The sequence below is a fragment of the Pseudoalteromonas sp. NS-SX12 genome (assembly GCF_057367955.1).
Genome location: NZ_CM170634.1, coordinates 2,533,231 through 2,552,882 on the forward strand (window position 1 = coordinate 2,533,231; position 19,652 = coordinate 2,552,882).

Below are 19,652 nucleotides of genomic sequence, written 5' to 3' on the forward strand. Positions count from 1 at the left end.
TAATTCCCTTCTAGCGTACAAGCACTTGCGTGTCGTTGGTGTATTTTTCCATATCTGAAATAATAATTTCTTGGTCGATTGTTAGCCCTGCTACAACCTCAATATAATTCACGGAGCGTTTACCAAATGTGACCGCGTGTTTGGTTGCAAGATGCTTTTCCAACACAAATACATTGTTTGTGCTTTCGGCAATGGCGTTACGCGGTAGCGCAACAAATAGCGTGTGTGTTTTAAAACTAGTGTTAATAATGCCTTCAATATTGAGTTTATCGCGCGCTTCAGACGGAATTGCATCAATTAATGAAAGCTCAACTTCCACGTGACCGTTGTTCACTTTGGGCGATACGCGAGTGACTTGTGCATCTAAGCGAGACGTATAGGTATCGATTGTAGCCTGCTGGCCTACTTTAACGTTAGGTGCATCAAGTTCCGCTACATTTATTTTGGCAATTAGCTTGGTTTGATCTGCAACTTCGGCAACTGAGCCTGTACTTGCCAGCTGCGTGCCTAGCTCAACAAACACATCTTGGATTTGCCCAGTAATAGGTGATTTCACATCTAACTGTGAAATATGTTGACTAAGCAAACTGATTTCCGATTTTAAACTTTGCTGCTCTGCTTGTTGCGCGTTTTGTTTTGCGGCGAGTATTTCTTTTTGCGTCGCCACTTTCGCTTTTTGTAACGCAAGTTGTTTTAAACTGCGCTTTACGGTGAATTCGCTACGCTGATGTTCAAGTTTCGAAATAGTGCTATTGCCTTGTGCAATTAAAGTTGCCTGCGCTTGCCACTCCATTGTGTTGGCTTTGTGGGCGAGGTCGGCATCATGGTAGGCGGTTTCAGCTTCTTGAAGATACGCTTTTTGCTGCGCCAACTCGGCTTTATGTTGCGCAACCATTTTAAGCAAAAGGCTATTTTTTTGAATGAGTGTCTCTTTGATTTGCGGGTTGTCTAAACGCGCTATAATGTCGCCTCGTTTTACATATTCACCCGGTTTTACCAACACTTCAACAACCTTGCCGCCTGCATTTGTCGTTATCAAATGGCGTTTTTCAAGTGCTAGACTGCCTAGCCCTTTTACGTCTATCGCGAAATCGCCCTGTTTAACTTTTGCGACCAAGATTTCGTCTCGTTTAACTAAATTTGACGCACCTTGGGTATAGTGACGAATAAACATAACAACGCTTAGTAACAGACACGCAAAAACTGCGTAGGTCAATGGCCTTTTGAGCTTATGTGATTTGTTCTCTATTTTTATGTCCATAAAGCATAATCCAATAATTGCATTACATGGTTAATTACAATTATCAGGCCAAATTTATTTTATATATATTTCATACACTTATAAATTTAACATTAGAATAAATCCAGATAACTGTGCCACTTTCGATACAGTTTCCATTTTTAATGTGTGTCGATATCGAAACACTATTTATCTACGTAATAGACAGGCTATTTAACAGGCATAAAAAAACCGGCATATCGCCGGTTTTTAATATTATTAACTATTATGCAGTAATAACTTCTAGGCCGCCCATGTATGGACGAAGTACTTCTGGTACCACTACCGAGCCATCTGCTTGCTGATAGTTCTCTAGAATCGCTACAAGTGTACGACCAACCGCTAAACCAGAACCATTTAGTGTGTGCAATAACTCAGGCTTTTTCTCACCTTGACGACGGAAACGTGCTTGCATACGGCGTGCTTGGAAGTCTTGCATATTTGAGCAGCTTGAAATTTCACGGTAGGTGTCTTGCGCTGGAAGCCATACTTCTAAGTCGTATGTTTTGCTTGCGCCAAAGCCCATATCACCAGTACATAAAATTACTTTACGGTACGGTAGTTCAAGTGCTTGAAGAATACCTTCTGCGTGGTTAGTCAGATCTTCTAACGCTTGCATTGAGTCTTCAGGTTTCACTAGCTGAACTAATTCAACTTTATCAAACTGGTGCTGACGAATAAGACCACGCGTGTCACGGCCATAACTACCTGCTTCACTGCGGAAACACGGTGTATGTGCAGTCATTTTTAATGGTAATTCAGCTTCATCAAAAATAACATCGCGGCCAAGGTTAGTTAATGGTACTTCTGCCGTTGGAATTAGGCTAAACCCTTCATTATGCTCGCTGATTGCTTCTGTGTGGAATAAATCTTCTGCGAACTTAGGTAACTGACCTGTGCCGTACAAGCTGTCTTTGTTTACTAAATACGGTACATACATTTCGGTGTAACCGTTTGTGTCTGTGTGCGTATCAAGCATAAATTGCACAAGGGCACGGTGCATACGTGCTACTTTACCGCGCATTACAGTAAAGCGTGCACCTGAAAGCTTAACACCCGCCTCAAAATCTAAGCCTTTTGCTAAACCTTCACCTAAATCAACGTGATCTTTTACTTCAAAGTCATATTGTTTTGGCTCGCCCCATTTAACCACTTCAACGTTATCGTCTTCATCGTTACCAAATGGTACTTCGCTATCTGGTAAGTTAGGGATCGTTGCAGCAATGGCATTTAATTCAGCAAGGATTTCGTCTTGTTCTTTTTTAGCAGCGTCAAGCTCATCACCTAAGGAACCTACAGCAGCCAACAGAGGTGCAATGTCTTCACCTTTTGCTTTTGCTTGACCAATTGCTTTGGAGCGTGTGTTACGCTCATTTTGTAATTCTTGTGTTTTAACTTGTAGCGCTTTACGCTTTTCTTCAAGCGCTTGAATTTCTGCTACATTTAATTCAAAACCTCGGCCTTTTAGGCGCTCTGCGGCTTCTTCGATATCCTGACGTAAAAATCGTGGGTCTAACATTCTTTTTTAACCTTTTTGCATTGCTAGCTGCATACCTAAATAGGCAACAAAAACACAACCAATTACATTTAAAAATACATTGAGTGTTGCTTTCAACCAGTGCCCTTGCTGTAACAGCAATAGCGTATCTATCGAGAAGGTTGAAAACGTTGTTAACGCCCCTAAAAAGCCAATTCCGATAAGTGATTTGGTGGGGTTAACAACAATTAATTCTTTTTCTAGTAGGCCGTATAAAACGCCTAACATTAATGAACCGAGAATATTAACTGTCAGGGTAGCAAAAGGGAATCCCTTTCCCAAAAGTTTTATCATTGATTCACTAATAAAATAACGAAGACACGCACCTGTTGCACCACCAAGAGCAACGTAAAAATAGAGTTTAATCCCTGTCATAACGTTTCCTAGTGGCTAAATTGTCTTGCTCGGTTAAATAATCGAGCTTTGCTTTTATCTTTTGCTCAAGACCGCGCTCTGTTGGTTGATAGTATTTTCTATCTGCGATTTCTTCCGGAAGATATTTCTCACCTGCAGCATAAGCACCTGGTTCGTCATGGGCATAGCGATACTCGGCTCCATACCCAAGGTCTTTCATTAAATTGGTTGGTGCATTACGCAGATGATGCGGCACTTCAAAACTTGGCTCATTGGCAATATCGTGTTTTGCTTGCTTAAACGCTGTGTAAACTGCGTTACTCTTTGGTGCACTGGCTAAATATATCGCGGCTTGGGCGAGCGCCCTTTCACCTTCTGCAGGCCCTACACGATGATAAATATCCCAAGCATTAAGTGCGACTTGCATCGCACGAGGATCGGCATTGCCGATATCTTCTGTAGCAATCGCTAATAATCGTCTACCAACGTAAAGCGGGTCACCGCCACCTGCTAAAATACGGCAAAGCCAATAAAGCGCACCATCGGGACTAGAGCCGCGAACTGACTTATGAAACGCTGAAATAAGATCGTAAAATAAATCGCCGCCTTTATCGTATTTTGCAATATGTGCAGGCAGAACATTTGCTAGCACATTTTCGCTCACAATCAGTTTATCATTTTGTTGATCGGCCATATCAATGGCTTGCTCAAGTAAATTAAGCGTGCGTCTAGCGTCACCATCTCCTGCAAGTGCCAGCTTTTCAATCGCAGCATTATCAATTTCGATATGTTTTTGCTGTAGCTGCTCATCGTTATTAAGCGCGCTATGTATGGCTTGCATTAAGTCCTGCTGTTCAAGCGCTTTTAATTGATACACGCGTGCACGCGATAAAATTGCATTATTAAGTGAAAACGAAGGGTTTTCCGTTGTGGCGCCAATAAAGATAAAGGTGCCATCTTCGATATGTGGTAAAAACGCATCTTGCTGCGACTTGTTAAAGCGGTGCACTTCGTCAATAAATAACAGTGTACGCTGCCCTTGCATTGCTAAATGATCTTTTGCCGATGCAACACTTTCTCGTATTTCTTTCACACCTGAGGTAACTGCTGATAAACGGATCACGTTTGCATCTGCATGATGGGCGATGACTTCAGCTAACGTTGTTTTACCAACGCCGGGCGGCCCCCATAAAATTAAACTATGGCAACGACCGGCTAAAATAGCGTTGTACAGTGGTGAACCTTCGCTAAGCAGATGTTTTTGCCCTATGTATTGGCTTAAATTAGTTGGCCGCATGCGTGCTGCAAGCGGCCTAATTTCTGGGGCAAATGAAAAGCTTAAATTACTCACCTTGACTTTGATCGTCCACTAATACGTCAGCTGGAATGGTGAATTGAAAATACGCATCATCAATGGTTTGATTAACTTGCTGCTTTGAGAACACATAAACGGATGTTTGACCTGTGTTATCAAACACTGTCATTGAGCGTAATGCATCTGCATCAAATTTAAGCTCTAAGCGCTCTACTTGACTTTGACCTTGATTGGTCGGTGTAATCACAAACGCGTTATCTGCATGCGTTATTGCGTAGTTTTGCCATAAGCTTTCATCCGCTGATGTTAACAACGCAAACGGCGTATTATCGATTAGTTTTTTGCTATCTAAAATAGTGACTTGTTCAGCAAACTCATCGTAATAAAAGGTTTTAATGCCATCAGAAACCAGCACCGTTTCATCTGGTGATGTTTGCTTCCAATAAAGCTTTTCTGGACGCTTAATTTTTAATAAACCCGTACCTTGCATAATTTCGCTACCGGTATTGTCGATTACGGTTTGAGAAAAGTCTGCTTGTAAGTTGTTTAGCTGTGTTAAACGCGTTTTTAATTCACTTTGCGCTTTGCTGTCTACAACGTGTTGCGTTGTTTCTATTTGCGCGTGCACAGCTGTTACACTTACCGTGTTCATCGCGAATACGCTCGCAACAATTAATGTGATTTTTTTTGTCATATTATCCTGCATTATTCGGAACAATTACTTCACGAGTGCCATTGTGCCCCGGCGCTGATACGATACCGGACATTTCCATCTGCTCGACTAAGCGTGCTGCACGGTTGTAACCAACACGCAATTTACGCTGAACACTCGATACAGATGCACGACGACTTTCAATTACAAATGCGACCGCTTCATCGTAAAGCGGATCGCTTTCTTCGTCGCTTTCGGCAGTCTCACCTGGTAGTAAGACATCTTCAACGGCTTCTCCGTTCAATATCTCGTCGACATAATTTGGTTTACCGCGCGCTTTCCAATCATTTACCACCGCGTGAACTTCGTGGTCATCAACAAATGCGCCATGCACACGAATTGGTACGCTAGTACCTGGCGGTAAGTAAAGCATGTCACCCATACCTAATAAATGCTCAGCGCCTTGCTGATCTAAGATCGTACGCGAGTCAATTTTACTTGATACTTGGAACGCCATACGCGTTGGAATATTCGCTTTTATTAGGCCTGTGATCACGTCAACCGATGGGCGCTGTGTTGCAAGTACTAGATGAATACCCGCGGCACGTGCTTTTTGGGCAATACGGGCAATGAGTTCTTCAACTTTCTTACCAACAATCATCATCATGTCGGCAAATTCATCAATAACCACAACGATGGCTGGCAACTTGCCTAAGTCAGGCGCTTCCGTTTCCATACCATCAGTATCTTTCCAAAGCGGGTCTTTAATTGGGTCACCTGCTTCAATGGCATCTAACACTTTTTGGTTGTAACCCTTTAAGTTACGTACACCCAATGCAGACATGAGTTTGTATCGACGTTCCATTTCACCAACACACCAACGTAGCGCGTTAGCTGCTTCTTTCATATCTGTTACAACTTCACACAACAGGTGTGGAATGCCTTCGTAGACCGATAATTCAAGCATTTTCGGGTCAATCATGATCATGCGAACATCATCAGGAGTCGACTTAAACAGTAATGATAAAATCATTACGTTTACACCAACTGATTTACCCGAGCCTGTGGTACCAGCAACTAGAAGGTGTGGCATTTTTGCAAGGTCAGCAACTACAGGGACGCCTGCAATATCTTTACCTAACACCATTGCTAAGTCAGACGGATTATTAGCAAATTTTTTCGCACCAATAACTTCTGAGAGGCGTACAATTTCACGGTGCTGATTGGGCAGCTCTAAGCCAACATAGGTTTTACCAGGGATCACTTCCACAACGCGCACGCTTACTGCTGAAAGTGAACGCGCTAAATCTTTCGCGAGACCACTAATTTTCGCGACTTTAATACCCGGTGCTAAGTCAAGCTCAAAACGTGTAACGACAGGGCCTGGGTAAACTCCTACTACCTGCGCTTGCACACCAAAATCTAATAACTTGGTTTCAACTAAGCGAGAAACCGCATCCAGCTCTTCTTGTGTAATTGGGTTTTCTTTTTTATCCGGTCTATCGAGCAAATCTAACGTTGGCATTGGTGTTGCTGGCGGTGTCGCCTCAAGTAAGTCTTCAAACTGCTCTTTGGCTGTTTTTGGCTTAACATATGTAGATTTACGCGCTGGCTCTGTTGGGGTTTGATTTTCGCTTGGCTGCACAACGGGTGCCAACGTAGGCTCTGCATCTGATTGTGGTTCTAGCGTGCTTAAGAAATCTTCCGATACAGCCTTTGGCGCATTCGTTTGTTTATCGTCATCAAACGGAATATCGTCAAGCGCTGAAAAACTTAAGTCATCACTAATGATCTCGTCGAATTCTTGTAATGCCGGGTGCATTTCGCCTTTGCTGTTTGACTCAGGCTGTTTTGCTGTTTCAATGTCAGTATTTGCAATATCATCGCCAAAAGTTGGTTCAATTGTGGTTTCAGGCTGGACATCGATTGTCGGCACTTGTGGCTCAGCGCTTACTTCTTGCTCTGGTAATTCGTCAACATGATAGGTTACTTGTTTTGGCGCTTGAGTAACCGACTCATTAGTTACGGTTTTAATCGGTACGTTATTCGCTTCTTTTCGTTCTGCTAATCGTTCTGGTAACGCTTTTAACCATAGAAAAGCGTGCATTGCAAAACGGCCAATTTGGTCGACAAACTGTACCCAAGAAACCCCTGTTAGTAGGGTTAAGCTTGAAAAGAAAAAACACAGTAAAATGATACTTGTGCCAGTAAAGTTAAAGGTAGGTAACATGGCGTTGGCAAACACATCGCCAATCACACCACCAGAAGAAAACTCATAGAAGTCATCAAAATTAATGCTGCTAATTGCCGTTGATGACACGACAAACAGCACCAAACCAACAACGCGTAATGACAAAGTGAGGTAGTCTAACTTAAATACTTGGTGTGTTTTTTTAAACAGTAAATAACCGATGACTTGAATAATGACAGGAACAAGTAACGCCAACCAGCCAAAACTAAAGTACAGTAAATCGGCAGTCCACGCCCCTGCTGTACCTGTCATGTTTTTTACTTTGATATAGTCACCCGTTTGAGACCAAGACGGATCGATTGGGTCAAATGTTAATAAAGCAACTAACACAAACGCTGCAAATGCAGTCGTTAAAATAAGGCCTGCTTCTAATAATCTTTGAACACCATTAAGGCGCATTACAACTCCCCTTTTTATTATTCTTTACTTCCGACTACATCAGCGCAAATAACACTTTCTAAGATACAAATAGTATGTAGTGTGCTTATTCTATTACTATGGTGCTACTTTTAGAAGCGAAACATCATCACTTTTCACTTCTTCCATGACAACATAAGTACGACTTTCTGAAACTGCCGGTAAACGCAGCAATATATCACCTAATAAGTCACGATATGCAGACATATCTGCTACACGGGTTTTTAATAGAAAGTCAAAATTACCAGAAACAAGATGACATTCTAAAATCTCATCATGGGTTTTTACTGCGCTACTGAATTCTTCAAATACATCGGGTGAGGTTTTTGTCAGAGTAATTTCAACGTAAACTAATAACGCAGCGCCTACTTTTTTTGGGTCGATAATGGCTTTATAGCCTTTTATATACCCTTCCCTCTCGAGTTTTTTTACCCGCTCCAAACAAGGTGTTGCACTTAAACCTATGCGGCGCGCAAGTTCCACATTCGAAATTCTGCCATCTTTTTGTAATTCGACTATTATCTTTTTATCAATGCGATCTAACACTAGCTAACCAAATTAGAATATTACTCTTTGTTTTTTGATTATATGGTTTTATTAACCAACATTTCAATTAAATAAAGTTACATCGACTAATTAAAGCTAGATAAAATAGTATTATCTATTACCACAGTTCAAAGTAAGGTGAATTTATGATTATCGGTGTACCTAAAGAGATTAAAAACCACGAATATCGTGTAGGTATGGTTCCGGCAAGTGTTCGTGAGTTAATCAACCACGGTCACAGTGTGTTTGTAGAAACGAATGCGGGTATTGGCATTGGTTTTACAAACGAAGATTATGAAGCCGCAGGTGCTGAAATTCTAAATACTGCTGAAGAAGTTTTCGCTAAAGCAGACATGATTGTTAAAGTGAAAGAGCCTCAAGCAGTTGAGCGTGCAATGCTACGCGAAGACCAAATTCTATTCACTTACTTACACTTAGCACCAGATCTTCCACAAACTGAAGACCTAATTAAGTCTAAGTCTATCTGTATCGCTTACGAAACAGTAACAGACGCACGCGGTGGTTTACCACTTCTTGCGCCTATGTCTGAAGTAGCGGGCCGTATGTCAATTCAAGCAGGCGCACAAGCACTTGAAAAATCAAATGCAGGTCGCGGCATGCTACTTGGTGGTGTACCAGGTGTTGAGCCAGCAAAAGTTGTTGTTATTGGTGCGGGTATGGTTGGTAACAACGCAGCGCAAATGGCGGTTGGCATGGGCGCTGATGTAGTTGTTCTTGATCGTAACGTTGATGTTTTACGTCGTATCGATGCACAATTCGGTAACCGCGTTAAAGCTGTTTATTCAACTGCTGATGCATTAGAAAAGCACGTACTAGAAGCTGATCTTGTAATTGGTGGTGTTCTAATCCCTGGTGCTGCAGCACCAAAACTAGTAACAGCAGACCACATCAAACGCATGAAGCCAGGTGCAGCTATTGTTGACGTTGCAATCGACCAAGGTGGTTGTATTGAAACTTCTAAAGCAACAACGCACGCAGAGCCAACTTATATTGTTGATGACGTTGTTCACTACTGTGTTGCTAACATGCCAGGTGCAGTTCCTCGTACGTCAACGTTTGCACTTAACAATGCAACACTACCGTACATTATTAAGCTTGCTAACAAAGGCTACAAAGCTGCACTACTTGAAGACTCACACTTCATGAATGGCTTAAACGTATTCAAAGGCAAAGTAACATGTAAAGAAGTTGCTGAAGGCTTCAACATGGAATACGTAGCGCCAGCAGATGCTTTAAATAGCTAATCATTCTGCAAAGCATTAAAAAAAAGCAGCGAAAGCTGCTTTTTTTTATGCGTGTTTTTTATTTTCAAACATTACTTAAATAAAGCGCTTAATAATAAAATCAACTTTAACACGCTTCGCTTGCCCTAAAAGTTTAGCAACCGGTTCTGGGTAATCATGCATTGTTTGCAGCTCTTTGTAGCTGTTTAATTTAGTACAATGCGTTAATATTTGTTGCTTTTCTTGCTCAAGTACATCAGTTAGTAAACCTTGGCTGTCATCAAATAAAATACCGTTTTCGATATCTAAACCCCACGCTCTAGGGTTTAAGTTGTGCCCTGTCATCATTTGATAACGGTTATCGACACTAATCCCCTTTAAGTGAAATGAGTTGCTGTCATGACGCCAAAGATGCACATTTAAAAGGCCATCTTGCACAAACTTATCATTAAGTTTTAAAAACTTAGCCAATATAGTTTCGTACAAATACGGCAACGCACCAATTTTACTAAACGGCTTATCGGGCGAAATATAAAAATCGTTCGCGGTTTTATCACCCACAACAATAGTCACTTTTAGCCCTTGCTTTAATTTCTTTCTAAGTACACGCAATAGTGGCGCTGGAAAATTAAAGTAAGGGGTGTAAAGAACCAACTCTTTCTCACCGAGTTCAAACAGATTTTTAATCGCTCGGTTAAGCATATTGCCGCGACGACCAAAACCTAAAAATAAAAAGCTATCAATTGAGCCTTCGTCTGACGATGTGACAAACGGATATTTCGCTCGTTTTAGTGACTTCATCAGGGCTTTATGGTCAGATTTGCACTCTGCTAATTTTTTAATCGGACGTACATCAAGACGAATTACCGCACTTGACGCAATCAGGTAGTCATCAACAAACTGTGTGAAGGAGTCTGCTAGTGCTTGATTAGCAATTGTGAAATAACGGTCAAGGCGATAGCGCTCTTCATATTGTAAATAAACATTGTTTAAGCTCGCGCCGCTGTAAAGCACGGTATCATCAATCACCATACCTTTTAGGTGCAACACACCAAACACTTCTTTACCTTTTACAGGAACACCAAAAACACGCACACGATTTTGATGGGCTTGTTGCAGTTTTAAGTATAGTGCCGCATTACCTTCACTTTGGGCTTCACCAATTAAGCCGCGCTGGGCACGGTGATAATCAACCAAAATGTCGACGCGTAGTTCAGGGTTCGCATTTGACGCTTGATGAAGTGCCTCTAAAATTTCACGGCCCGCTTCATCATCCTGTAAATAGAGCGCGGTAATAACAATGCGCTGTTTAGCATTTTTAATTAACGATAATAATTTTGCTCGATAAGACGACGCATCAAGCAATATTGATATTTGCTCGCTATCAAGTTTAAAGCTTGGCTCTTTTTGCCAAAAATCCAAACGCACGCTGTTATCCTATAGCATCAGTTTTGTATAAAAGCGTAAACATAACAAATTATTAGATTAAACGCACAATTTTTGAGAGAAAGATTTGCTAAGTGGCTAAATTTACGACGGGTGTTACGTTAAATTGACGCTTGCGCCAAGTTGGTAATATCAAATTCCGTAAAATAATTTACATCTGCCTTGTTTTTAATAGAATCAACCGCATTAATTAGCAAAAGCAGTATTAATTAGGAAATGCGATGAGCGCAAGCAAACACAGTAAATTACTTATTTTAGGCTCAGGCCCTGCAGGTTACACAGCTGCAGTATACGCAGCACGAGCAAACTTAAACCCTGTATTAATCACAGGTATGCAACAAGGTGGTCAGCTAACAACGACAACTGAAGTTGAAAACTGGCCTGGTGATGCGCACGGTTTAACCGGCCCTGCTCTTATGGAACGTATGAAAGAGCATGCTGAACGTTTTGAGACTGAGATCATTTTTGATCACATTCACACTGTTGATGTAAATAACCGTCCATTCACCCTAACAGGCGATTCAGGCACGTATACATGTGATGCACTTATTATTGCAACAGGTGCGTCTGCTCGTTACTTAGGTTTAGATTCAGAAGAAGCATTCAAAGGCCGTGGCGTTTCGGCATGTGCAACATGTGACGGTTTCTTCTACCGCAATCAAAAAGTAGCGGTTGTAGGTGGTGGTAACACAGCTGTTGAAGAAGCTCTTTACCTATCTAATATCGCGTCTGAAGTACATTTAGTACACCGTCGTGACACTTTCCGCAGTGAAAAGATCTTAACCGATCGTTTAATGGATAAAGTTGAGAACGGTAACATTACCCTGCACCTTAACCAAACGCTTGATGAAGTACTTGGTGACGATATGGGTGTAACAGGTCTTCGTACTAAATCAACCACAGACGAAAGCACTAATGAGCTTGACGTTGCAGGTGTATTTATTGCTATCGGTCACTCGCCAAATACAGGTATGTTTGAAGGCCAGCTTGAAATGAAAGACGGCTACCTAGTTGTTGAGTCAGGCTTAAACGGCAATGCAACTCAAACCAGTGTTAAAGGTGTATTTGCAGCAGGTGACGTAAGCGACCACATTTATCGCCAAGCAATTACCTCAGCGGGTACGGGTTGTATGGCCGCACTTGATGCCGAGCGCTACCTAGACAATCTCAAGTAAAATTCGCTAAACTGAAGGCTGCAACTAACGCAGCCTTTTTTATGACAGCACAACTTACACTACTCGATTCATTATCAACTCAATTTCCTCCCGCAGATCTTGCTTTATCCGAGCCTGATGGTTTGCTTGCAATTGGTGGCGACTTATCAACGCCACGATTAATAACCGCCTATCAAAATGGTATTTTTCCTTGGTTTAATCAAGGTGAGCCAATTATGTGGTGGTGTCCAAGCAGCAGAGCGGTATTAAAAATCGGCGACATCAACATCAGCCGCAGTTTGCGTAAACTAGCTCGACAGGGTAAATACACCATTACCGTTAATACTGATTTTAGCGGTGTTATAAATAATTGTATTAAGCAACGAGAACAACTTGAAGGTACGTGGATAACCGATGATATGAAGGCAGCCTATATCGCACTTCACAATCAAGGGTATGCGCATAGTATCGAAGTGTATAATCAAGACAACATATTAGTTGGCGGACTGTATGGCATTATGGTTAACCATGTGTTTTGTGGTGAGTCGATGTTTCATTTTGAAAGTAACTGTTCAAAACTAGCATTTTGGGCGCTACATAATCACTTGCGAAACCATAATATTAACTTGATTGATTGCCAAATCGAAAACCCGCATTTGTCGTCATTAGGTGCTACTTGCATTACACGTGAAGAATTTTTGGCTAAACTTACTGTAAGAGATGATCAACCAATTCACCACACTATGTGGAATAAGGCGCAATTGACGGATATTTATGACTGAGCATATGCCGGTAAAATTGGGGATAAGCCAACAATTCCCATGCAGTTATATCGATAAAGAGCAAGAACGCTTACTGGTGGTGCTAGACCACGATTTTTATACCCAACAGCGTTTTGAACACCTTCTTGCGCTGGGCTTTCGTCGTTCTAGCGACCAGATTTATCGTCCACATTGTGCTAACTGTACTGCCTGTGAAGCCATCCGACTTGATGTGTCACAGTTTTCACCAAGTAAATCACAAAAGCGCATCATTAATAAAAGTAAGCAGTTCGAACTTAAAGTAAGTAGTGTCAGCAAAGATATTTATTACACACTGTACGAAAAATACATCACGCTAAGACACCAAGACGGTGCTATGTTTCCACCATCTGTTGAACAATACGAAAGCTTTTTGACCTGTAGTTGGTTACCAATTAACTACCTTGAACTTTGGCACAACAACACCTTAATTGCAGTTGCGGTCACAGACACATTAAGTAATGCGCTTTCTGCTATCTACACTTTCTTCGACCCTGATTTTGAAGATTACAGTCTTGGCACCATGATGATTTTGAAACAAATCGAATTTGCTAATAGCATCAACAAGCAATATTTGTATTTGGGTTACCAAATCGATGAATGTCGCAAAATGAATTACAAAACCAAATTTAAACCTTACCAAAAGCTCAATAATAATGTTTGGCATCTGGAATTATAAAAAGATGACTGTAAATGCCAATCATAGCTTTACATATGCATGGGTTTTCGGCAAAATCTGCAGCTTTAAAGAATACAACTGAGGTTATACGCTCAATATGGCGAAAGAAGACGTAATTGAAATGCAAGGCACTGTCCTTGACACACTCCCTAACACTATGTTCCGCGTTGAATTAGAAAACGGTCACGTGGTTGTTGCACACATTTCTGGTAAAATGCGCAAAAACTATATTCGTATTTTAACAGGCGACAAGGTTACGGTTGAGTTAACGCCATATGACCTTTCGAAAGGTCGCATTGTATTCCGTGCTCGCTAATTTTTAAGTAGTATCGAATATAAAAAAAGCCCGCTAATTGCGGGCTTTTTTATTGACGTTTTGTTTATGCTTCAACGCTTTCATTTTCGTAACTAAATGTAAGCTGCTTATCTTTAATGCTTACTTTTACGTTACCACCATCGCTCAACTCACCAAATAGAATTTCATTGGCTAATGGCTTTTTCAGCTTTTCTTGGATCAGGCGAGCCATTGGGCGAGCGCCCATCGCTTTATCGTAGCCTTCTTTTGCAAGCCATTTACGTGCAGGCTCAGTCACTTCCAGTGACACTGATTTAGCATCGAGTTGCGATTCCAGCTCAACAATGAACTTATCAACCACTTGCAAGATCACTTTTTCATCTAAATGATTAAACCAAATCGTGTTATCTAAGCGGTTTCTAAATTCAGGCGTAAACGTTTTATTAATCTCACTCATCGCATCGTGGCTGTGATCTTGTTGCTTAAAGCCAATTGATTTACGAATTGTTTCTTGCACACCCGCATTAGTGGTCATCACGAGTACAACGTTTCTGAAATCTGCCTTGCGGCCGTTGTTATCCGTGAGCGTGCCGTGATCCATTACTTGCAATAATACATTGTAAATATCAGGATGCGCTTTTTCGATTTCATCGAGTAATACAACGCAATGAGGCTGTTTAATCACTGCATCGGTTAATAAGCCACCTTGTTCATAACCCACATAACCAGGAGGTGCACCAATTAAGCGACTTACCGCATGTTTTTCCATGTATTCAGACATATCAAAACGTACAAGTTCAACGCCTAAACATTTTGCAAGTTGTTTGGTGATCTCGGTTTTACCAACACCCGTTGGCCCTGCAAACAAGAACGAGCCAATCGGTTTATCTTCGCTAGATAGACCTGAACGCGATAATCGAATTGCTGCACTTAGTGCATCAATGGCATCATCTTGACCGAATACCACCATTTTCAGATTACGATCAAGTAATTGCAGAACTTGCTTATCTGAGTTTGATACATTTTGCTCTGGAATACGCGCGATTTTGGCAATAATGTGTTCAATATCCGATACCGTTACTGTTTTCTTACGACGCGATGCGGGTAACAAACGCTGACTTGCACCCGCTTCATCAATTACGTCTATCGCTTTATCTGGTAAGTGACGTTCATTGATATACTTAGCCGATAGCTCAGCAGCAGCTTTCAGTGCTGTTTGCGTATAGCGAATGCCATGGTGCTCTTCATAACGTTCTTTTAAGCCCATTAAAATCTTAGTAGTGTCGGCAACTGACGGCTCAACAATATCGATTTTTTGGAAACGACGTACTAAAGCGCGGTCTTTTTCAAAAATATTTTTAAATTCGTTGTACGTGGTCGAACCCATACAACGAAGCTTACCGCTTGATAGTAACGGTTTGATTAGGTTTGATGCATCCATCACACCACCAGAGGCTGCACCCGCGCCAATAATTGTGTGGATTTCATCAATAAACAAAATTGCGTTTTTGTGTTGCTGAAGTTGTTTTAGCAACGCCTTAAAACGTTTTTCAAAATCGCCGCGGTATTTTGTACCAGCAAGCAACGCGCCCATATCGAGTGAAAATACTGTCGCATCTGAAATAACTTCTGGCACTTGCTCGTTAACGATACGATAAGCAAGACCTTCTGCGATAGCCGTTTTACCAACGCCCGCTTCACCCACAAGCAATGGATTGTTCTTTTTACGACGGCATAACACCTGAATAGTGCGTTCAATTTCACTGTCGCGACCAATCAGCGGGTCGATTAAACCAAGCTCTGCTTGCGTATTAAGGTTTGTGGTAAAGTTTTCTAGTTTAGATTTCTCATCTGCGCCCTGCTCGGCACTGTTTTCAATCTCTTGCTCTTCTTCACTTGGGTGGTGACTTTCTTCCTCGTCTAAACGCGAAATACCGTGTGAAATATAATTAACAATATCGAGACGAGTAATGTCGCATTTTTTAAGTAAGTAAACAGCTTGGCTTTCTTGTTCGCTAAAAATTGCAACAAGTACATTAGCACCGTTCACTTCACTTTTACCAGACGACTGCACATGAAAAACAGCGCGTTGCAATACGCGTTGAAAACCAAGCGTTGGCTGAGTTTCGCGCTCTTCTTCTAAGTCGGGGATTAATGGTGTGGTTTCATCGATAAAATCTGACAACGCGATTTTAAGTGATTGTAAATCGGTGCCACAGCTCGACAACGCATCAATTGCCGATGGGTTGTCTAATAGCGCTAACAGTAAGTGCTCCACAGTCATAAATTCATGCCTGCGACTACGCGCTTCTCTGAATGCGGAGTTTAAGGTAATTTCTAAGTCTTTATTAAGCATAATAAACTCCTCTAAATACTTCTTTATTCGGGCTCAAAACTACATAACAGTGGATGTTCATTATCACGCGCGTATTGGTTCACTTGCGCTACCTTGGTTTCAGCGACTTCCGCACTGTAAACGCCACAGACAGCTTTGCCGTCATAATGGACCTTTAACATAATTTCAGTCGCCCTGTCTGAATCCATATTAAAAAATCGTGCTAAAACCTCAACAACAAAGTCCATTGGCGTGTAATCGTCATTATTTAAAATGACTTTATACTTGCGCGGCGGCTTAATACTTTGTCGCTGTTTTTCCTTTTGGCTATCTACTAAATCTGAAAATTGTGTCCCACTCATAATTTAATATAGTCATCTCTTGTAAACTCAAGCAACTTTGAGTCTTAAAAATTAAAAAATTATTTAAATTGTTAAAAACAATTAAAAAAAACTTGACTGTTTGTTCAATTAAACTACAGTCAATATGTGATTATTTACTAAGCAATTTACGAACAAAAGCTTGTGTAATCCGCAGCACTGGTTCGTTTTAAGCTTGTTAAGTAATTTACCATGTAGAATAACATGATTTTAGTCAACTTATAGAAGGATGTTGAGGTATGGCTTGCGGAAAAGTCAAATGGTTCAATAACGCAAAAGGGTTTGGGTTTATCGTAGAAGAAGGCAGCACGGAGGATATCTTTGCGCATTTTTCAACCATTCAAATGGATGGATACAAAACACTTAAAGCCGGCCAAGATGTAACATTTGAGTTGCAACAAGGTCCGAAAGGCCTACACGCGACCAATATTGCGCCAACTGAAGGCGAAGTCTAAGTAGTACTGCTTACGACACATTATAATAATAAAGAAGCGGATCGCCCGCTTTTTTTATGCCTAAAATTTACCCTCCCATGTCAATTGAACATTTTGTGATTGCTAATTCTTTTTATTTAAACTAGCCCTGCTATACTATCGGCCAATTGTCAGCACTATAAATAACGCTAGACTAAGTCAATTACATTCAGTTTTTGTGATTTTGCAAAATCACACCCCTTTCAATGTAAGTATTGAACGCCATAGTAATGGCATTTAAAAGTTAGGAATAATAATGACTAGTAAATCTAAGATAATTTATACAAAAACGGATGAAGCACCGGCACTTGCCACGTACTCGTTTTTACCAATCGTTAAAGCCTTCAGCGCTGTATCTGACGTAAACGTTGAAACACGTGACATCTCTCTTGCAGGTCGCGTAATCGCAAACTTCCCAGAGTACTTAACCGAAGAACAACGTATCGGTGATGCACTAGCTGAATTAGGTGAACTAGCAAAAACACCTGACGCAAACATCATTAAACTACCAAACATCAGTGCATCTATTCCTCAGCTACAAGCAGTAATCAAAGAATTACAAGCTCAAGGTTACGCACTTCCTGAGTACCCAGAAGAACCGAAAAACGAAGAAGAAGCGAAAGTTAAAGCAACTTACGACAAAATTAAAGGCAGTGCTGTAAACCCAGTACTACGTGAAGGTAACTCTGACCGTCGCGCTCCTGGTTCTGTTAAAAACTATGCGAAAAATAACCCGCATTCAATGGGCGCATGGTCAAGCGATTCTAAATCACACGTTGCATCAATGAATGAAGGCGACTTCTTTGCATCTGAGCAATCAGTAACGGTTGATTCAGCTGATGATGTGCGTATTGAATTCGTAAACGAAAATGGCGATGTTGAAGTATTAAAAGCATCAGTTCCATTACTTGCAGGCGAAATCATCGACAGCTCTGTAATGAATGTTGCAGCGTTAAATACATACTTAGAGCGTGAAATCAACGCAGCAAAAGACGAAGACGTATTACTTTCATTACATATGAAAGCAACCATGATGAAAGTATCTGATCCAATCATCTTCGGTCACGCTGTAAAAGTATTCTACAAAGACGTATTTGCAAAACACGCTGCAACGTTTGAAAAGCTAGGTGTAGATGCTAACAACGGTATTGGCGATGTTTACGCTAAAATCGCGCAGTTAGATGACGCAACACGCGCTGAAATTGAAGCTGATTTACAAGCTGTTTATGCAAACCGCCCTGCACTTGCAATGGTTGATTCTGACCGTGGCATTACAAACTTACATGTACCAAGTGACATCATCATTGATGCTTCAATGCCAGCATGTATTCGTTCATCAGGCCAAATGTGGGGTCCAGATGGCAAACTAAAAGACACCAAAGCACTTATTCCAGACCGTTGTTATGCAAGTGTTTACCAAGCAACGATTGATTTCTGTAAAGAAAATGGCGCATTTGATCCAACAACTATGGGTAGCGTACCAAACGTTGGCCTTATGGCTCAAAAAGCGGAAGAATACGGTTCACACGACAAGACATTTGAAATTAAAGCAAAAGGTCAAGTTCGCGTAGTTAACCAAGCAGGTGTTGCTGTAATGTCTCACGACGTTGACACGGGCGATATCTTCCGTATGTGTCAAGTTAAAGACCTACCAATCCAAGATTGGGTTAAGCTTGCAGTGAATCGTGCTCGTGCAACTGGCACGCCAGCGGTATTCTGGTTAGACGAAAACCGTGCTCACGATGCGCAGTTAATTAAGAAAGTTAACCAATACCTACAAGACCACGATACTAACGGCCTTGATATTCGCATTCTTGCACCATTTGAAGCAACGCAATTCTCATTAGCGCGCATCAAAGAAGGTCAAGATACTATTTCAGTAACAGGTAACGTACTACGTGACTACCTAACTGATTTATTCCCAATTCTTGAGCTTGGTACAAGTGCTAAAATGCTATCAATCGTTCCATTAATGAACGGTGGTGGTTTATTTGAAACAGGCGCAGGTGGTTCAGCACCTAAGCACGTTCAGCAGTTCGAAAAAGAAAACCACTTACGTTGGGATTCACTTGGTGAATTCTTAGCGTTAGCGGCTTCTTACGAGCACCTTGCAGTAAACGCAGGTAACACTAAGGCACAAGTATTAGCAGATACGCTTGACGCGGCAACAGCTAAATTCTTACTTGAGAACAAATCACCTTCTCGTAAGGTAAACGAATTAGATAACCGTGGTAGCCACTTCTATCTAACGATGTTCTGGGCACAAGAACTTGCTGCACAAGACAAAGACGCTGAACTTAAAGCTAAGTTTGCGCCAATTGCAGAGCAATTAACAGCAAATGAAGCGGTTATCGTTAAAGAGCTTAACGATGCACAAGGCGTTGCAGTTGACATTAAGGGCTACTTCCAGCCTAGCGAAGAGCTTGCATACAAAGCAATGCGTCCAAGCGAAACATTCAACAACATTATCGCGCAAATCGCATAATCGTACTGTT

General features: G+C 41.3%; 17 protein-coding genes. 7 read left to right on the forward strand and 10 right to left on the reverse strand.

Annotation, left to right across the window (positions count from 1 at the left end; translation table 11 throughout):
* Window positions 1-10 precede the first annotated feature (10 nt).
* From AC2IOM_RS11755 to lrp, 7 genes are all read right to left on the reverse strand, one after another.
* Window positions 11-1,174 carry an efflux RND transporter periplasmic adaptor subunit gene (locus tag AC2IOM_RS11755; RefSeq protein WP_486358476.1) on the reverse strand — a complete coding sequence of 388 codons (1,164 nt, stop codon included), beginning with the start codon at window positions 1,172-1,174 and terminating at the stop codon, window positions 11-13.
* Window positions 1,175-1,505: 331 nt separating this feature from the next.
* The gene (gene serS, locus AC2IOM_RS11760) at window positions 1,506-2,798 is read right to left on the reverse strand and encodes a serine--tRNA ligase (protein WP_010560172.1); all 1,293 of its coding nucleotides are present in this window, start codon (window positions 2,796-2,798) and stop codon (window positions 1,506-1,508) included.
* Between the two features lie 6 nt (window positions 2,799-2,804).
* Window positions 2,805-3,191 (reverse strand): fluoride efflux transporter CrcB, encoded by a 387-nt coding sequence (crcB, locus tag AC2IOM_RS11765; protein ID WP_010560173.1) that lies wholly within the window; start codon window positions 3,189-3,191, stop codon window positions 2,805-2,807.
* The gene (locus AC2IOM_RS11770; protein WP_105171448.1) at window positions 3,178-4,521 is read right to left on the reverse strand and encodes a replication-associated recombination protein A; all 1,344 of its coding nucleotides are present in this window, start codon (window positions 4,519-4,521) and stop codon (window positions 3,178-3,180) included. Before AC2IOM_RS11770 ends, crcB begins: the two co-directional genes overlap by 14 nt.
* Window positions 4,514-5,179, reverse strand: a complete 666-nt coding sequence (gene lolA, locus AC2IOM_RS11775; protein ID WP_486358477.1) for an outer membrane lipoprotein periplasmic chaperone LolA — start codon at window positions 5,177-5,179, stop codon at window positions 4,514-4,516. Before lolA ends, AC2IOM_RS11770 begins: the two co-directional genes overlap by 8 nt.
* 1 nt (window position 5,180) lies before the next feature.
* The gene (locus tag AC2IOM_RS11780; protein WP_486358478.1) at window positions 5,181-7,787 is read right to left on the reverse strand and encodes a DNA translocase FtsK 4TM domain-containing protein; all 2,607 of its coding nucleotides are present in this window, start codon (window positions 7,785-7,787) and stop codon (window positions 5,181-5,183) included.
* Between the two features lie 96 nt (window positions 7,788-7,883).
* The gene (gene lrp, locus AC2IOM_RS11785) at window positions 7,884-8,351 is read right to left on the reverse strand and encodes a leucine-responsive transcriptional regulator Lrp (protein WP_010560177.1); all 468 of its coding nucleotides are present in this window, start codon (window positions 8,349-8,351) and stop codon (window positions 7,884-7,886) included.
* Window positions 8,352-8,497: 146 nt separating this feature from the next.
* On the opposite strand from lrp, the gene ald reads away from it, so the two are divergent.
* On the forward strand, window positions 8,498-9,616 hold the full coding sequence (gene ald / locus AC2IOM_RS11790; RefSeq protein ID WP_100913306.1) for an alanine dehydrogenase: 1,119 nt from the start codon (window positions 8,498-8,500) through the stop codon (window positions 9,614-9,616).
* Between the two features lie 75 nt (window positions 9,617-9,691).
* Here the strand turns inward: ald and pssA are convergent, their stop codons facing one another.
* A complete protein-coding gene (gene pssA / locus AC2IOM_RS11795) occupies window positions 9,692-11,017 on the reverse strand; it encodes a CDP-diacylglycerol--serine O-phosphatidyltransferase (RefSeq protein ID WP_486359562.1) in 1,326 nt (441 codons plus the stop codon).
* Between the two features lie 245 nt (window positions 11,018-11,262).
* On the opposite strand from pssA, the gene trxB reads away from it, so the two are divergent.
* From trxB to infA, 4 genes are all read left to right on the forward strand, one after another.
* Window positions 11,263-12,216: a thioredoxin-disulfide reductase gene (gene trxB, locus AC2IOM_RS11800; protein ID WP_010560180.1), complete on the forward strand. Its 954-nt coding sequence runs from the start codon at window positions 11,263-11,265 to the stop codon at window positions 12,214-12,216.
* Window positions 12,217-12,257: 41 nt separating this feature from the next.
* Window positions 12,258-12,977: a leucyl/phenylalanyl-tRNA--protein transferase gene (gene aat / locus AC2IOM_RS11805; protein WP_486358479.1), complete on the forward strand. Its 720-nt coding sequence runs from the start codon at window positions 12,258-12,260 to the stop codon at window positions 12,975-12,977.
* On the forward strand, window positions 12,970-13,674 hold the full coding sequence (locus AC2IOM_RS11810) for an arginyltransferase (RefSeq protein WP_010560182.1): 705 nt from the start codon (window positions 12,970-12,972) through the stop codon (window positions 13,672-13,674). Before aat ends, AC2IOM_RS11810 begins: the two co-directional genes overlap by 8 nt.
* A 97-nt stretch (window positions 13,675-13,771) precedes the next feature.
* Window positions 13,772-13,990 (forward strand): translation initiation factor IF-1, encoded by a 219-nt coding sequence (infA, locus tag AC2IOM_RS11815; RefSeq protein WP_010560183.1) that lies wholly within the window; start codon window positions 13,772-13,774, stop codon window positions 13,988-13,990.
* Window positions 13,991-14,054: 64 nt separating this feature from the next.
* Here infA and clpA read toward each other — a convergent pair whose 3' ends face one another.
* Together clpA and clpS are read right to left on the reverse strand one after the other, a co-directional pair.
* Window positions 14,055-16,325: an ATP-dependent Clp protease ATP-binding subunit ClpA gene (clpA, locus tag AC2IOM_RS11820; RefSeq protein WP_054979922.1), complete on the reverse strand. Its 2,271-nt coding sequence runs from the start codon at window positions 16,323-16,325 to the stop codon at window positions 14,055-14,057.
* A gap of 23 nt (window positions 16,326-16,348) precedes the next feature.
* Window positions 16,349-16,666: an ATP-dependent Clp protease adapter ClpS gene (gene clpS, locus AC2IOM_RS11825; RefSeq protein ID WP_010560185.1), complete on the reverse strand. Its 318-nt coding sequence runs from the start codon at window positions 16,664-16,666 to the stop codon at window positions 16,349-16,351.
* A 257-nt stretch (window positions 16,667-16,923) separates the two neighbouring features.
* Here clpS and cspD point away from each other — a divergent pair, with 257 nt between their 5' ends.
* Both cspD and AC2IOM_RS11835 read left to right on the forward strand, forming a co-directional pair.
* Window positions 16,924-17,139 carry a cold shock domain-containing protein CspD gene (cspD, locus tag AC2IOM_RS11830; protein ID WP_010560186.1) on the forward strand — a complete coding sequence of 72 codons (216 nt, stop codon included), beginning with the start codon at window positions 16,924-16,926 and terminating at the stop codon, window positions 17,137-17,139.
* A 274-nt stretch (window positions 17,140-17,413) separates the two neighbouring features.
* Window positions 17,414-19,642: an NADP-dependent isocitrate dehydrogenase gene (locus AC2IOM_RS11835; RefSeq protein WP_486358480.1), complete on the forward strand. Its 2,229-nt coding sequence runs from the start codon at window positions 17,414-17,416 to the stop codon at window positions 19,640-19,642.
* Window positions 19,643-19,652 lie beyond the last annotated feature (10 nt).